The sequence below is a fragment of the Achromobacter marplatensis genome, assembly GCF_002209535.1.
Classification (GTDB): Bacteria; Pseudomonadota; Gammaproteobacteria; order Burkholderiales; family Burkholderiaceae_B; genus Achromobacter; species Achromobacter marplatensis.
Genome location: NZ_NJIG01000004.1, coordinates 469,453 through 484,801, shown reverse-complemented (window position 1 = coordinate 484,801; position 15,349 = coordinate 469,453). Strand labels below are relative to the sequence as shown.

General features: G+C 66.8%; 16 protein-coding genes. 7 read left to right on the top strand and 9 right to left on the bottom strand.

Annotation, left to right across the window (positions count from 1 at the left end; all coding sequences use genetic code 11):
* Window positions 1-59 precede the first annotated feature (59 nt).
* Both CEY09_RS12570 and CEY09_RS12565 read left to right on the top strand, forming a co-directional pair.
* Window positions 60-956 carry a LysR substrate-binding domain-containing protein gene (locus CEY09_RS12570; protein WP_088588843.1) on the top strand — a complete coding sequence of 299 codons (897 nt, stop codon included), beginning with the start codon at window positions 60-62 and terminating at the stop codon, window positions 954-956.
* Window positions 957-1,079: 123 nt separating this feature from the next.
* Entirely contained in the window at window positions 1,080-1,787 is a 708-nt protein-coding gene (locus CEY09_RS12565; protein WP_088588842.1) for a FadR/GntR family transcriptional regulator, read from the top strand.
* A 38-nt stretch (window positions 1,788-1,825) separates the two neighbouring features.
* Here CEY09_RS12565 and otnK read toward each other — a convergent pair whose 3' ends face one another.
* The 9 genes from otnK to CEY09_RS12520 form a co-directional block, all read right to left on the bottom strand.
* Window positions 1,826-3,079 carry a 3-oxo-tetronate kinase gene (gene otnK, locus CEY09_RS12560; protein WP_088588841.1) on the bottom strand — a complete coding sequence of 418 codons (1,254 nt, stop codon included), beginning with the start codon at window positions 3,077-3,079 and terminating at the stop codon, window positions 1,826-1,828.
* Window positions 3,076-3,984 (bottom strand): L-threonate dehydrogenase, encoded by a 909-nt coding sequence (ltnD, locus tag CEY09_RS12555; protein WP_088588840.1) that lies wholly within the window; start codon window positions 3,982-3,984, stop codon window positions 3,076-3,078. Before ltnD ends, otnK begins: the two co-directional genes overlap by 4 nt.
* Window positions 3,985-4,029: 45 nt before the next feature.
* Complete coding sequence (gene denD / locus CEY09_RS12550) at window positions 4,030-5,004, bottom strand: D-erythronate dehydrogenase (protein WP_088588839.1); 975 nt, start codon at window positions 5,002-5,004, stop codon at window positions 4,030-4,032.
* 10 nt (window positions 5,005-5,014) lie between these two features.
* Entirely contained in the window at window positions 5,015-5,800 is a 786-nt protein-coding gene (otnI, locus tag CEY09_RS12545) for a 2-oxo-tetronate isomerase (protein WP_088588838.1), read from the bottom strand.
* A 40-nt stretch (window positions 5,801-5,840) separates the two neighbouring features.
* Window positions 5,841-7,160, bottom strand: a complete 1,320-nt coding sequence (locus tag CEY09_RS12540; protein WP_088588906.1) for an MFS transporter — start codon at window positions 7,158-7,160, stop codon at window positions 5,841-5,843.
* Window positions 7,161-7,247: 87 nt separating this feature from the next.
* Window positions 7,248-7,886, bottom strand: a complete 639-nt coding sequence (gene otnC, locus CEY09_RS12535) for a 3-oxo-tetronate 4-phosphate decarboxylase (protein ID WP_006227082.1) — start codon at window positions 7,884-7,886, stop codon at window positions 7,248-7,250.
* 237 nt (window positions 7,887-8,123) lie between these two features.
* On the bottom strand, window positions 8,124-9,101 hold the full coding sequence (locus CEY09_RS12530) for a Bug family tripartite tricarboxylate transporter substrate binding protein (RefSeq protein ID WP_088588837.1): 978 nt from the start codon (window positions 9,099-9,101) through the stop codon (window positions 8,124-8,126).
* A 116-nt stretch (window positions 9,102-9,217) separates the two neighbouring features.
* Window positions 9,218-10,132, bottom strand: coding sequence for an NAD(P)-dependent oxidoreductase (locus CEY09_RS12525; protein ID WP_088588836.1), 915 nt, complete (start codon window positions 10,130-10,132; stop codon window positions 9,218-9,220).
* Window positions 10,129-10,542, bottom strand: a complete 414-nt coding sequence (locus CEY09_RS12520; RefSeq protein ID WP_088588835.1) for a carboxymuconolactone decarboxylase family protein — start codon at window positions 10,540-10,542, stop codon at window positions 10,129-10,131. Before CEY09_RS12520 ends, CEY09_RS12525 begins: the two co-directional genes overlap by 4 nt.
* A 206-nt stretch (window positions 10,543-10,748) precedes the next feature.
* Here CEY09_RS12520 and CEY09_RS12515 point away from each other — a divergent pair, with 206 nt between their 5' ends.
* The 5 genes from CEY09_RS12515 to CEY09_RS12495 are packed head-to-tail and all read left to right on the top strand — an operon-like array spanning window position 10,749 to window position 15,274.
* Window positions 10,749-11,969 carry an ABC transporter substrate-binding protein gene (locus CEY09_RS12515; protein WP_088588834.1) on the top strand — a complete coding sequence of 407 codons (1,221 nt, stop codon included), beginning with the start codon at window positions 10,749-10,751 and terminating at the stop codon, window positions 11,967-11,969.
* A gap of 27 nt (window positions 11,970-11,996) precedes the next feature.
* Window positions 11,997-12,857, top strand: coding sequence for a branched-chain amino acid ABC transporter permease (locus CEY09_RS12510; RefSeq protein ID WP_088588833.1), 861 nt, complete (start codon window positions 11,997-11,999; stop codon window positions 12,855-12,857).
* 5 nt (window positions 12,858-12,862) lie between these two features.
* The gene (locus CEY09_RS12505; RefSeq protein ID WP_234818276.1) at window positions 12,863-13,831 is read left to right on the top strand and encodes a branched-chain amino acid ABC transporter permease; all 969 of its coding nucleotides are present in this window, start codon (window positions 12,863-12,865) and stop codon (window positions 13,829-13,831) included.
* Entirely contained in the window at window positions 13,824-14,564 is a 741-nt protein-coding gene (locus tag CEY09_RS12500) for an ABC transporter ATP-binding protein (protein ID WP_088588831.1), read from the top strand. Before CEY09_RS12505 ends, CEY09_RS12500 begins: the two co-directional genes overlap by 8 nt.
* Complete coding sequence (locus tag CEY09_RS12495; protein ID WP_088588830.1) at window positions 14,561-15,274, top strand: ABC transporter ATP-binding protein; 714 nt, start codon at window positions 14,561-14,563, stop codon at window positions 15,272-15,274. Before CEY09_RS12500 ends, CEY09_RS12495 begins: the two co-directional genes overlap by 4 nt.
* Window positions 15,275-15,349: the final 75 nt, after the last annotated feature.

Genomic DNA, 15,349 nt, shown 5'->3' with positions numbered 1-15,349 from the left:
AAACCTTTTTCTTATATCCCTGCCCAGTCTTCGGACTGGTCCGGTTCCGGACCCTACCCATGAACCTGCGCCAACTGCGCACTTTTGTCCTGATCGCCGAACACCGCAGCATCCGTGCGGCGGCCCGTGCCCTGTTCGTCACCCAGCCCGCCGCCACGCGCAGCCTGCGCGAGCTTGAGCAAAGCGTGGGCGCCGAATTGGTGCGCCGCAGCGCACGCGGCGTAGAGCTCACGACCTATGGCGAGGCGCTATACAGGCGCGCCGTGCTGATCTTGCAGGAAGCGCGCAAAGCGCAGGAAGAAATCGGGCAGATGCGCGACGGCGAAGGCGGCACGCTGAACCTGGCCATCAGTTCTTCGGCGCTGACGGCGCTGCCCGCCGCGCTGATGGCATTCCGCGCCCGGATGCCGCGCGTGGCGGTGTCGTTCAACGAGGTCGCGCCGCCCTACAGTCACGAACAATTGGAATCGGGCCGCTACGACCTGCTGGTGCAGACGGAATACGACGGCAACATCGACGACGGCTTTGCGCGCCAGACACTGTTCACGCTGCCGATGGCGGTGGGCGCGCGGATCGGCCATCCGTTGCGCCATGCGCGCAGCCTGGCCGACATGCACGACGCGCTGTGGCTGCTGCCCGGCAACATCCAGGCGCCGGCGAACCTGCTGCGGCTGGCGTTCGACGCCCACGGGCTGCCGCCGCCGCGCGACATCATCCCCTGTCAGTCCATCGCCATCGCGCTGGCGATCATGGCCGAAAGCGATGCGCTGGGCATCTTCGTGCGGGCCCTGTTCGACCACCAGCTGATGCCGCGGCCCTTGCGCATGGTGCCGCTGGCGCACGAGCTGCCCGCCGCGCGCGTGTCCATCCTGACGCGCGCCGACTCGCCGCCCACGCCGGCCGCCCAGTGCTTCGTCGATTGCCTGATGGCGGCGCGTGCCGGGCCCGCGGCCTAGGGCCGGCGCGTAGCGCCTTTCAATGCCGACAGGCCCTGCCCCAGGCAACCGGTTATCATTGGCGCCGGACTCAGCCGCAGGCCTTCAGACCGGCCTGCCGCGTCCTCTCTGCGTTCATCATCCATGGCGTTTCCAAGACTTCCTTCCCCTCCCACGCTGACCGACACCGTCGCCAAGCGCCTGCTCGCCGAAATCGACGAGGGGCGCGTGCTGCCCGGTGAAAAGCTGCCCACCGAAGCCATGCTGGCCGAACAGTTCGGCGTCAGCCGCACCGTCATCCGCGAAGCGGTGTCGCGCTTGCGGCAAGACGGCATCGTGGAAGCGCGGCAAGGCAGCGGCGTCTTCGTCACCGGACTGACGGGCAACCGGGCGCTGCGCATCGACGCCACCGAGCTGAGCTCGCTGGAGGCCGTCCTGCACATCGTGGATTTGCGTCGCGCGCTGGAGACCGAAATCGCGGCTCAGGCCGCGGCGGTGCGCAAGAAGCGCGACATGACGGATATCGACCGCGCGCTGGCCGCAATCTCGCAAGCGGTCGCCGATGGCGGCGACGGCGTGAAGGAAGACGTGGCGTTTCACCGCAGCATTGCCCGCGCCACCGGCAACCCGTACTTCCTGACCACCCTGGCTTTCGTCAGCCAGTTCCTGGAAGCCGCCACCCGCGTGACGCGCGGCAACGAGGCCCGCCATGCCAACCTGATGCGCGACGTGATGCAGGAACACATCGCCATCGTCGAAGCCATCCGCAGCCAGGACGTGGAAGGCGCCCGCGAGGCGGCACGCATCCACATGGTGAATGCGGCCAAGCGGCTGAGCCAGGCGCATCGCTAAGCGCGTCGCCTGTTTCGCCCGCACCGCCAGCTCGGAAACTACCTGAACGCCTTGATGAAGAAGTCCGGCGTGCCGAAGTTGCCCGACTTCAGCGCGATGCTGACGTCGTCTTCTGCCACCGGCGTGTAGCCCGCGCACCAGGGCACGCCTGGATCGATCTGTTCGCCGATGGCGATCTGTTCCAGCCCCAGCGCCTGCACCACCGCGCCCGAGGTCTCACCGCCCGCCACGATCAGTTGCCGCACGCCACGTTCGACCAGGCCGACCGCGATGCGCGCGATGGCCTCTTCGATCATGGCGCCCGCCTGCGCCGCGCCCAATGCGCCCTGCGCCTGCTTGACCTGATCCGGTTGCGCGGTGGAATAGACCAGCACCGGGCCGTCCTGCATACGGGGCTCGGCCCAGGCCAGCACTTGCGCGACCACGTCCTCGCCTGCCGCGATCCGCATGAGATCCAGCGCATAGGCCGGGCGGCCGCTTTCAATGAAGGCGGCCACCTGCCCATTGGTGGCGGTGGAGCAGCTTCCTGCCACCACCGCTTGCAGACCGGCGGCGCGGGTCTGGCCGGCGGCGTTGGCCGGCGTCAGGCCCCAGTTGCCCGGCAGGCCGATCGCCACGCCGGAACCCGCCGTGACCAGCTGCATGCCGCGAAGCGCCGGCCCCAGGGCCAGCAGATCGTTGTTGGACACCGCGTCCACGATGGCGATCTCGATACCTTCCGCCTGCAAGGTCTGGATGCGCGCACGGATCGCCTCGCTGCCCGCCGCCACCACGCTGTAGTCGATCAAGCCGACCTTGCGCGACGTCTGCGCCGACAGCACACGGACGAGATTCGGATCCGTCATCGGCGTCAGCGGATGATGCTGCATGCCCGATTCGTTCAGCAGCACGTCGCCCGCAAACAGATAGCCCTTGAAGACCGTGCGCTTGTTGTCGGGAAACGCCGGCGTGGCGATGGTGAAGGCCGTGCCCAGTTGCGTCATCAACGCATCGGTCACGGGGCCGATGTTGCCCAGCGGCGTGCTGTCGAAGGTGGAGCAGTATTTGAAGTAGATCTGCTCGGCGCCCTGCTGCTGCAGCCATTGCAGCGCGGCCAGCGACTGCGCCACGGCTTGCCCCGCCGGCAGCGTGCGGGTCTTCAGCGCCACAACCACGGCGTCCGCGTCATCGCGCAACGGCGCGCCGGGAATGCCGATGGTCTGCACCGTGCGCATGCCGGCGCGCACCAGGTTGTTGGCCAGGTCGGTCGCACCCGTGAAATCGTCGGCGATACAGCCCAGTTTGATGCTCATTTTGCCTCCGGCAGGGTAATGCCCGGGAAGATCTTGATAACGGCGCTGTCGTCCTCGCGGCCATGTCCGGCGGTGGACGCCTGCATGAACATCTGATGCGCGGTCGATGCCAGCGGCAACGGGAATTTGGTGTGCCGGGCGGTGTCCAGCACCAGCCCCAGGTCCTTGACGAAGATGTCCACGGCGGACAGCGGCGTGTAGTCGCCCGCCAGCACATGCGCCATGCGGTTCTCGAACATCCAGCTGTTGCCCGCGCTGTGCGTGATGACCTCGTACAAGGCGTCCGCGTCCACGCCTTCGCGCAGGCCCAGCGCCATCGCCTCGGCGGCGGCCGCGATGTGCACGCCAGCCAGCAACTGGTTGATGATCTTGACCTTGCTGCCCGCACCGGCGCTGTCGCCCAGGCGATAGACCTTGCCGGCCATCGATTCCAGCACCGCGCCGCAGGCCTCGTAGGCGGCGGCGCGACCGGCGGTCATCATCGTCATCTGGCCGGCAGCGGCCTTGGCCGCGCCACCGGAGATGGGCGCGTCCAGGTACAACACGCCCTGCTCGGCCAGCCGCGCTTCCAGCGCGATGGACCAGCTGGGATCAACGGTAGAGCACATCACGAACACGGCGCCGGCGCGCAAGGCGGCGGCAATGCCGCCTTCGCCATACAGCACGGCTTCGGTCTGCTGGGCATTGACGACCACGCTGATCACGATGTCGCACGCGGCGGCCATGTCGGCCAGTGTGGCGCAGGCCACGCCGCCCTGCGCGGCAAAGGCCGCGGCGGCCTCGGCGCGAATGTCGTAGACGTGCACGTCATGGCCGGCGCGGCGCAGGCTTTGCGCGATGCCCGCGCCCATGGCGCCCAGGCCGATGACGCCGACGCGGCGTGAAGAAGGTTGCGTAAGAGTCATGTCTTTCGTCGTCCTGGGAAATCCAAGAAGGCCGCCGTCCGCCGCTTAGCGCGGCAGGTCGTCGGCCTGGTAGGCGCGGATGATGTCCGCGAAACTGTTGTCGCCTTTCAAGCCCAGGCGAGTCGCGCGCGAGGTGTCCCAGCGGCCGGGCCAGCTGCCTACGATGCGTTCGACGCGTTCATCGGCTTGCCACGTGATGCGGTCGGCGACTTCATCGCCCGCCACCTCGCGCAGCGCCTGCGCCATGTCGGCCACCGTGACGGACACCCCCGGCAGATTGATCGGCGCGCGGTCGGCCACGGCGTCCGCCTGCAATTCGCAACCGGCGATCAGCGCCTGGATCGCGCCACGCGGCGACAGCAGCCACAAGCGCGTGTCGGCGCCGACCGGGCAGACCGCCGCTTCGCCATTCAGGGGTTCGCGGATGATGCCGCTGGCGAACGAGGACGCAGCGGCATTGGGACGGCCGGGGCGCACGCTGATGGTGGGCAAGCGCAGCACGCGGCCGTCGACGAAGCCGCGGCGCGTGTAGTCCGCCAGCAGCAGTTCGGCGATGGCTTTCTGCGTGCCGTAGGAAGACTGCGGATTCAGCGCCGTGTCGTCGCGCACGATTTCTGGCAAGGCACCGCCGTAGACGGCCACCGAGCTGGTGAAGATCACGCGCGGCTTGTGTCCCAGCGCGCGGCACGTTTCAAGCAGGGCGCGGGAGGCGTCCAGGTTGATGCGCATGCCCAGATCGAAATCCGCTTCTGCCTGGCCGCTGACGATGGCCGCCAGATGGAAAATGGCGCGCGTATCCGTGTCGATGGCCTGGCGCAGCACCGCCGGGTCGGCGATGTCGCCCACCTGCGAATTCACGCGCGGATCGGTCAGCGCGTCGGATTTCACGACGTCCAGCAAGTCGATCTGCGTGATGGGTTGCGGGCCGCTGCCATCCAGCGTCAGCGTGCTTTGTTCAAGCAGTTTGCGGGCCAGCCGCTGGCCCAGGAATCCGGCGCCGCCGGTGATCAGGATCTTCATGATGGGATGCTCAATGGTTGGCAAGATAAGGTTGGGCCCAGCCCAGCCCGGCGGACGTGCCGGCCTTGGGGCGGTATTCGCAGCCGATCCAGCCGGTGTAGCCCAGCGCGTCGATCCGCTCGAACAGGTAGGGGTAGTTCAATTCGCCCAGGTCGGGCTCGTGCCGCTCGGGCACGCCGGCGATCTGGATGTGGCCGATGCCCGCCATATCGCGCTGCAGCTTCACGGCGATGTCGCCTTCGACGATCTGGCAGTGATAGCAGTCGAACTGCACTTTCAGGTTGGGTGCGCCGACCTCGGCGCAGATGGCTTGCGCGTCGTCTTGGCGGTTCAGGAAGAATCCGGGAATATCACGGGTGTTTATCGGCTCAATCACAATAGTGATATCGGCCGTTGCCGCGGCGCGGGCCGCGAACGCCAGGTTCTTCAGATAGGTGTCATGGTGCGCCGCGCGGTCCTCGCCCGGCCGAATCAGGCCGGCCATCACATGCAGGCTGCGATTGCCCAACTGGGCGGCGTACTCCAGCGCCTGCTCCACCCCACGCTGGAACTCGCTTTCCCGCCCGGGCAAGGACGCGATGCCGCGTTCGCCCGCGCCCCAGTCTCCCGGCGGCGCGTTGAACAGGGCCTGCGTCAAGCCGTTGTCCGCCAGGCGGGCCTTCAAGTCTGCGGCGGCGAATTCATAGGGGAACAGGAACTCGACGCCGGTAAACCCGTCTTTGGCAGCCGCCTGGAAGCGATCCAGGAAGGCATGCTCGGTGTACATCATGGTCAGGTTGGCGGCTAGGCGCGGCATGGCGAATCCTTGGGGTCAAAAGGTAAATAGCGTGGCGGCATCAGCGGTTGACCAGCTTGGCCGGCGTAAACCAGACCGCGATGGCGCCGATGACCAGCACGGCGGCCAGCACGTACATGCCGGATGCGGTCGAGCTGGTCAGGTCTTTCAGGTAGCCGATCATGTACGGGCTGGCGAAACCCGCCAGGTTGCCCACCGAGTTGACGATGGCGATGCCTGCGGCGGCCGCGGTGCCGGACAGGAAGGCCGTCGGCAGCGACCAGAACAGCGGTGCGCACGTCAGCACGCCGGCTGCGGCCATCGACAGGCAGATCAACGACACCACGGTATTGTCGGCAAAGGACGCCGCCGCGGTGAACCCGATCGCGCCCGCCAGCGCCGGCACGATCAGGTGCCAACGGCGCTCACGGCGGCGGTCGGCCGAGTGGCCCAGCAGGTTCATCACGACGATGGCGCAGAGGAAGGGGATGGCGCTCAGCAGCCCGATATTGAAGGCGCCCGTGACACCGGTGGACTTGATCAGCGTCGGCATCCAGAACGTCAACCCGTATTGGCCGGCGACGAAGGCGAAGTAGATCAGGCACATCCACCACACGCGCTTGTCGGCGAACACGGCGCGCAGCGAGTGCTGCTGCGTGCCCGTCTGCTTCTGGTCCTGTTCGATCTCGCGGGTCAGCAACTGCTTTTCCTCGGCCGTCAGCCACTTGGCGCTGGAGATGCCGTTGTCCAGGTACATGACGGTGACCACACCGATCACCAGCGCGGGGATGGCTTCGATCAGGAACATCCACTGCCAGCCCTGCAGGCCGTGCGTGCCGTGGAAGGCTTCCATGATCCAGCCGGACAAGGGGTTGCCGAAAATGCCGGCCACCGGAATGGCGGACATGAACAGCGCGATGATCTTGGCGCGGCGGTGGGCTGGATACCAGTAGGTCAGGTACAGGATCACGCCGGGGTAGAAACCCGCTTCGGCCAGGCCCAACAGGAAGCGCAGGATGTAGAAACCCGTGGGCGTCTCGACGAACATGAACATGCCGGACAAGATGCCCCACGTGATCATGATGCGCGCGATCCAGATTCGCGCGCCCAGCCGGTGCATCAGCAAGTTGCTGGGCACTTCGAACAGGAAGTAGCCGATGAAGAACACGCCGGCGCCCAGGCCGAACACGGTTTCGCTGAAACCCAGGTCTTGCGACATCTGCAGCTTGGCGAAGCCGACGTTGACGCGGTCCAGGTACGCGATCACATAGCAAAGCATCAAGAACGGCACCAGGCGCCAGAACACCTTGGCGTAAGCGCGGGCGGTCTCGCGGGATTCAGGCTGCGTCGCCTGAGCGGGCGCGGTCGACGCCAATTCCATCGGGGGCATGACAAGTCTCCAGGAGGGTGCGCCACCGCGATACGCGCAACACGCGTCCGGGCGGCTTTGTACGAATGGGGGATCTATCTAGTAACGCGCCCCGAAGGTCGCGCGCAGCTCTTCAATGGCGTCGGCGGCCAGCGGCGCGGGCCGGGGGTCGCTCATCAGCCACAGGCGGGCCGTTTCTTCCAGTTCTTCCAGCGCATAGGACGCGTGCGCAACCGAGCGTTCCCACACCACCGGGCCCAGCCGCTCGAACAGCGCGCCGCGCACCTGCCCCGCCACCGCGGCAACCTCGGCGGCGGCTTGCGGGTCGCCGGGCCGGCGATAGCCGATCAGCGGAATGCGGCCGACCTTCATGACCTGATAGGGCGTGATGGGCGGCAGCACTTCATCAGGCCGCCAGACGCCGGCCAGCGTCAGCGCGACCAGATGCGTGGAATGCGTGTGGATGATGCCGCGCGACTCGGGGCTGGCGCGGTAGATGCCCTGGTGCAGCACCAGGGTCTTGGAAGGCTTGGCGCCCGAGACCCATTGGCCGTCCAGATCGACCTTGGCCAGTTCGGCGGGATCCAGCCGGCCCAGGCAGGCGTCGGTGGGCGTGATCAGCCAGCCATCGTCCAGCCGGGCGCTGATGTTGCCGGCGGCGCCCACGGTGTAGCCGCGGTTGTAGAGGCTGGCGCCGACGACGCAGATTTCTTCGCGGACGCGGGATTCTTCAGTCATGGAACACCCCTGGCAAGCAGGGGCGGAACCGCAGGAAGGCCCGCGGGGAAGTCGACTTCACAACCAGCATGATGACGTGTCTCTTGAATAGAAGTTATCGGGTCATCATACAAATTATGGCTTTTGAACAGATACCGGGTAAACCCGTATCTGATGAAAAAAGCTGCCGGCGCGCTTGCGCCGGCTATCGTGCGTCACTCCAGCACGCGCGCCGTCAGCCTCGAAGCCGAGACAGGCTCAATTTACCGTGATGCCGGCGTCCTTGATCAAGGCCGCGAAATTCGGCACGTCGCGGGCGATCAGCGCCTGGAAGGCGGCCGCCCCCTGCTCTTTCTCAGCCGGCGCCTGGGCCGCCAGCTTGTCCAGCGACTCGCGCACGCCAGGGCTCTTCAGCGCCGCGGCCAAGGCCTGTTCCAGCCGCGCGATCACCGCAGGCGGCGTACCGGCGGGCGCGGCGATGCCGTTCCACACGCTCATGTTGAAGTCCGGCACGCCCGCCTCGGCGAAGGTCGGCACGTCGGGGATCTGCGGCAGGCGGGAGGCCGAGGCCACCGCCAGGGCCGTGACGCGTTTGCCCTCGTGGATGGGGATCATCGTGACCGTCTGGTCGATCACCGCGTCCACCGTGCCCGCCATCAGGTCGGCGATGGCCGGGCCCGCGCCGCGGTACGGGATCTGCATCCCTTGCGTGTGGGTCACGTGCATGAAATACGCCGCGGCAATATGGCTAGTGGACCCGGACCCCGCATTGCCGAAGTTCACGTCGGCGCCGTTCTTCTTCAGGCGCGCAACGAAATCGGGCAGCGTGGTGATGCCGCTTTTCTTGCTGACGGACAGCACCATCGGCACGGTCGCCACCAGCCCGACGGCGCTCATGTCGCGGCGCGGGTCGAACTTGCTCTTGGGATACAGCGACGGCGCGATGGCCAGCGAGCCCATGTTGCCGAAGGTGAGGGTGTAGCCGTCGGGCGCGGCGCGGGTCACACGCTGGTTGCCGATCATGGTGCCGCCGCCGCCCAGGTTTTCCACCACCACGGTCTGGCCCAGGTTCTCGCCCATGGCCTGCGCCACGATGCGGGCCAGGCCGTCAGTGGATCCACCCGCGGCGTACGGCACCACCATCGAGATGGCGCGCGTGGGATAGCCCTGCGCGGATGCGTTGGTGCCAAGCGCGATCAGGCCGGCGCCCAGGGTCGCCAGAAAAGTCTTCTTCATGGTTTGCTCCTCGCTGTTTATGCCGGCAGCAGCCGGCCCTCCGCCTTGTCCTGGCGGATTTTTGTGATGCAGGTTGAAAAGGCGGCGCGGCCGTTGCCGCGCCGTGTGCAAGCCGCCTAGCGTTTTTTGGCGGCCAGTTCCACGCCGGCCAACTGCTCGGACAGGCGCGCAACGGCGGTATGGTCCTGTCCCTTGCCCAGGGTCTTGCCCGCAGAGGCCCACAATTCGCGGCATAGCGACGCGAACGGCGTGGGCGTGCCGGTATCGGTGGCGATGCCCAGCGCGATGCCAAGGTCCTTGACCATCAGGTCCAGGCCGAAGCCGGAATTGAACTCGCGGGACAGCACGAACTGCTTGAACTTCTTCTGCGTGGAATTGTTCATGCCCGTCGACGCGTTCAGCACGTCCACGATCACGTTGGGATCCAGGCCGAACTGCTGGCCAATGAGCATGGCTTCGACACCGATGAGGAAGCCGCCTGCCGACACCAGGTTGTTCAGCGCCTTCATGGCGTGGGCGCTGCCTACGTCGCCCACGGCGGTGATCGACGTGCCCATGGCGGACAGCGCGGGGCGCACGCGCTCCAGCGTGGCGGCCGGGCCGCCGAACATGATCGCCAGTTCACCCGTGCGCGCACGCGGCACCCCGCCCGACACGGGCGCGTCCACCATCTGGCTGCCGGCGGCGGCCACGGCCTGGGCCAGCCGCTGCGTATGCGCCGGCACGCCCGAGCTCATCTCCACCACGACGCTGCCCGGGCGCAGGCCCGCCAGCACGCCTTGTTCGCCGCCCAGCACCTGTTCCACGATGGCGCTGGTGGGCAGCATCGTGAAGACGATGTCGGATTGCGCGGCCAACGCGGCGCAGGTGGCCGCGGCCTGGCCGCCCACTTCCTTTGCGAATTTGTCGGCCTGCCCCGGCACGGCGTCGAACACCGTCACGGCATAACCCGCCTGCACGAGGCGGGCCGCCATCGGCCAGCCCATGCTGCCGATGCCAACCAAGCCCACGCGTTCTTGCGGTGCGCTCATGCTTGCTGCTCCTTGAAGGCGCCTTCTTCTTCCAGCACCTGGTTGGCCACCTTGAAGGCGTCCAGGCCGGCGGGAATGCCGCAATACACGGTGGCTTGCAGCAGGATTTCCTTGATCTCTTCGACCGTCACGCCGTTGTTCAGCGCGCCTTTGACGTGCAGCTTGATTTCGGCCGGGCGGTTCAGTGCGGTCAGCATGGCCAGGTTCAGCATGCTGCGCGTCTTCTTCTCCAGGCCCGGGCGGCCCCAGGTGTAACCCCAGCACCATTCGGTCGTGATGTGCTGGAACGCCATCATGAAATCGTTGGCGCGGGCCAGCGAACCGTCCACGTATTCAGTGCCCAGCACTTCGCGGCGCAGGTTCAGGCCTTGGTCGAACAGGGCTTGGGTTTCGGATTTGGTGTCTGCCATGAGTTCCTCGTTGATGATGGGTGACGGGCGTCGAATCGGGCTTCTGCTCGATTTATTTTGTCTGATTGTCAGTCAATTTTTGTCGGATCGTCAATAGTCAGATTGTCGGACAATATGCTTGACTGCTTAAAAAATGCGCACAATAATGCGGCAACGCGCCGGGCTGGCTGCCGTGCGCCCATACCCACAAAAGCCAGGAGACAAGCATGAAAAGCAACCCCAAACAGGCCGTGCGCCACGGGCGCCGGGAATTTGTCGCTGGACTGGGTGCGGCCGCGCTGGCGGCCACCCTGCCCGCCCGCGCGCTGGCCGCTCCGGCCGAGATCAATGTCGGCGTGATCCTGCCGCTGTCGGGCGCCAATGCACAGTTCGGCATCAATTCCCGGCAGGGGCTGGAACTGGCCGCGGACGAGGTCAACGCGGCCGGCGGCATCAAGTCGCTGGGCGGCGCCAAGCTCAAGCTGATCATCGCGGACGCCACCTCGCAGCCCACCACCGCCGCCACGGTCGCCCAGCGCCTGATCACGCAGAACCGCTGCGTGGCCCTGATCGGCGCCTATGCCTCGTCGCTGACGCTGGCTGTGTCCGAAGTGACCGAACGCCGCGGCATCCCGCTGCTGACGATGTCGTTCTCGGACGTGCTGACCGAGCGCGGCTTCAAGCACATCTTCCAGGTGGTGTCCAAAGGCTCGGTGCTGGGCCGCGCCCAATACGACTATGCCGCGTCCGTCGTCGCGGGCGCCTCCGAGATCAAGAAGATAGCGCTGCTGTACGAAGACACGGCCTACGGCACCTCGCAAGCCGTGGGCGTGCGCAACGCGGCCAAGGCCGCTGGCGCCCATGTCGTGCTGGACGAGGCCTATCCGCTGGGCATCACCGACGTCACGCCGCTGATCAGCAAGCTGCGCGCGTCCGACGCCCAGATCGTGTTCCCGATTTCCTACCTGAACGACAGCCTGCTGATCATCCGCGTGATGCGCCAGCAACGGCTGACGGTGCCGATCGTGGGCGGCGCGGCGGGCTACGTGATCCCGGATTTCGCCAAGGCGCTGGGCCAGTATTCGCAAGCCGTGCTGTCGATCGCCCCGGCCAACTATGACCAGGCGCCGGAATACACCGAGCGTTACCGCAAGCGCTTCGGCACCTTCATGCCGCACGAAGCCCTGGAACACGCCGTATGCGCCGGCGTGCTGGCCCAAGCCCTTGAGGTGGCGGCCTCCGACAAGCCCGAGGCCGTATCGAAAGCGCTGCGCGCGCAGAAGTACGACCAGGGCTGGGCCGGCGTGATGTCGGGCGGCGGCGTGCATTTCGACGCCAACGGTCTGAACACCCTGGCCCAACCCGTCATGGTCCAGTGGCAGAACAACGAGTTGGTGTCGGTGTGGCCGCAGGCGCTGGCCAAGGGCCGCGTCATCACCGCCAGCTGAGCGCGCGGCGCGAACCGGAGGACTGTCATGCAATTCTTGCAGGCGCTGGTAGACGGCATTCTGCTGGGCGGCGTGTACGCGGTCATCTCGATCGGGCTGACGCTCGTCTTCGGGGTGGTTTCCATCGTCAACTTCGCCCAGGCCGAGTTCCTGATGGTGGGCATGTTCGTCGCGTACTTCGCCTGGAAGCTGCTGGGGCTGGACCCGCTCTTGGGGTCGCTACTGTCGTTCGCGGTGGCCTTCGTACTGGGCGTGCTGACGCAGAAGTTCCTGATCAACCGGGTGCTGAAGGCCCCGGCGGTGGCGCAGATCTTCCTGACGGTGGGCCTGCTCATCGTGATGGAGAACCTGGCCCTGATCCTGTTCGGATCCGAGTTCCGCTCGGTGCAGACGCCCTATCAGATGACGGCGCTGTCGATCGGCCCGATCCTCCTGAGCGCGCCTTATCTGCTGGCCTTCACGGTGGCGTCTGTCGCCGGACTGACGTTGTGGTGGGTGCTGAAGAAAACCTGGTGGGGCATGGCGGTGCGCGCCACCGCCCAGGACCCGATGGCCGCCCGGCTTTCGGGCATTTCCACCCACCGCGTGCACCAGCTGGCCTTCGGGCTGGGCGTCGGGCTAACCGCCTTGGGCGGCGGCATCATCCTGCCCTACCTGACGGCCTCCACCACCGTCGGCGCGCAGTTCAGCGTGCTGATGTTCACGGCGGTGGTGCTGGGCGGGCTGGGCAGCGTGATGGGCGCGGTGGTGGGCGGGGTGGCGGTCGGCGTGATCCAGTCGCTGTCGTCGCTGGTGCTGCCCATGCAGCTGCAGAACCTGGTGCTGTTCGCCATCTTCATCCTTGTCCTGGCCGTGCGCCCGGAAGGTCTCTTGAAAAGGGCTGCGTAATGACCATGACTCGACAATCCCTGCCATGGGCCGCGCTTTTCGCCATTGCGCTGGCCGCCCCCTGGCTGATGGAAGACCAGGGCTACGGCATCCGCGTCCTGACGCTGGTGCTGCTGTTCGCCGCGATGGGCCAATCCTGGAACATCGTAGGCGGGCTGGCCAACCAGATATCGCTGGGGCACGCGGCCTTCTTCGGCCTGGGCGCCTACACCTCGACCCTGCTGCTGATGCGCTACGGCATTTCGCCCTGGCTGGGCATCGTCGCCGCGATGGCGGTGGCGGCCGTGGCGGGCGCGCTGCTCAGCCTGCCCACCATGCGGCTGCGCGGCCACTACTTCGCGCTGGCCACGCTGGCGTTCGGCGAAGTGCTGCGCGCCATCGCCAACACCTGGGCATCGGTGACGGGCGGGCCGGTCGGCCTGTCCATCCCGTTCTCGGAAGGCGTGGCGCAGATGCAGTTCAAGTCCAGCATCCCGTACTACTACCTGATGCTGGGCGCCGCGCTGGTCACGTCGATCGTCTTCGCGCTGATCAGCCATTCGCGCCTGGGCTACCGGCTGCGCGCCGTGAAGGCCAACCCGCAGGCTGCCGAAGTCATCGGCGTGAACACGGCGCAAACGCGCATCCTGGCCGCCGTGATCTCGGCCGCGCTGATGGGCGCCTGCGGCACACTGTACGCGCAGTTCATCTACTTCTTCGACCCGGACACCGTGTTCTCGCTGGTGGGCATCTCGGTGCGCGTGGCGCTGATCTGCATCATCGGCGGCGTCGGCACCGTCGCGGGCCCGTTGGTCGGCGCGCTGGTCATCATCCCGCTGGAAGAAGTGTTCAACGACTGGCTGTCCGGGCACACCGCAGGCGTGTCGCAGCTGGCGTTCGGACTCATCCTGATCGCCATCATCCTGATCGAGCCGCGCGGCCTGTCGGCGCTGTGGGCGCGGCTCTGTAACCTGACGCGGGGCCAGCATGCCTGACATCCTGAAGGTGTCGAACATCCAGCGGCGCTTCGGCGGCCTGAAAGCGGTGGACGATGTGTCGTTCACCGTGGCCCGGGGCGACATCCTGGGCTTGATCGGGCCCAACGGCGCCGGCAAGACCACGCTGTTCAACTTGCTGGTGGGCCTGTACGCCAGCCAGGGCGGCCGCATCGAACTGGAAGGCGAGGACGTCAGCGGCCTGCGCCCCCATCAGATCGCCGCCCGCGGCATGACCAAGACATTCCAGAACGTGGCGCTGTTTCCCGAAATGACCGTGCTGGACAACGTGCTGGTGGGCGGCCTGCTGCGCCACGACGTGCCGCGCGCGCGTCAGGTCGCCCGAGACAACCTGGACCGTGTCGGCCTGTCCTCCATCGCCGCCAAGCCGGCCGGCGAACTGTCCTTTCCCGAGCAGGCCCGGGTGGAACTGGCCCGCGCGCTGTGCACCGATCCCAAGGTCTTCCTGCTGGACGAGGTGATGGCGGCGCTGAACGAATCCGAGATGGACGCGCTGCTGGACCTGATCCGTACGCTGCGCGACGAATCCGGTATCACTTTCATCGTGGTAGAGCACCACATGCGCGCCATCATGCGGCTGTGCAACCGCATTTTGGTGCTGTCCTTCGGCCAGAAGATCGCCGAAGGCAGCCCCGCCGACATCGCGGCCGACCCGACGGTGATCGAGGTCTACCTGGGCAAATCCATGGAACAGGTGGAGGTGGCCGCATGAGCCTGCTGCAGATCCAGGGGCTGACCGCCTCCTACGACCGCAGCCCGGTGCTGCACGAGGTCTCGCTGGACGTCCCCGAAGGCGGCTTCATCGCCGTCGTCGGCGCCAACACCGCGGGCAAAAGCACGCTGTTGCGCTGCATCTCGGGGTTGCTGGACAAGGTTAGCGGCAGCATCGCCTTCGACGGCCGGGAGATCCTGCGCCTGCCCCCGCACCGCATCCCGGAACTGGGCATCGCCCACGTCCCTGAAGGCCGCCACGTCTTCCCGGAAATGACGGTGGAGGAAAACCTGTACCTGGGCGGCTATACCCGTCGCCAGGACGCGGCCGGCCTCAAACGCAGCTGCGACCGCGTCTACGCCCTGTTTCCCCGCCTGCGCGAACGGCGCCGGCAGCAGGCCGGCACGCTGTCCGGCGGCGAACAGCAGATGGTGGCCTTCGGCCGGGCGCTGATGCTTGAACCCCGCCTGCTGCTGCTGGACGAGCCCAGCCACGGCCTGGCGCCCAAGATCGTCGAGGAAATGCACCAGGCCATGATCGATATCCACCGCAGCGGCCTGACCATCCTGTTGGTGGAGCAGAACACCCGGCTGGCCCTGTCGGTGGCCGAACACGCCTACGTGCTGCAATCCGGCACGATGGTGCTGTCCGGCCCGAGCAACGCGCTGCTGGAAGACAGCCGCGTCCGCGCGGCCTACCTCGGGCTATAGCCATGGCCTGCCGGCGGGATATATTGCGTCTTTACGTTGAACCGGCGGTTCGCCGCAGCCGGGCCAAAAGCCCCC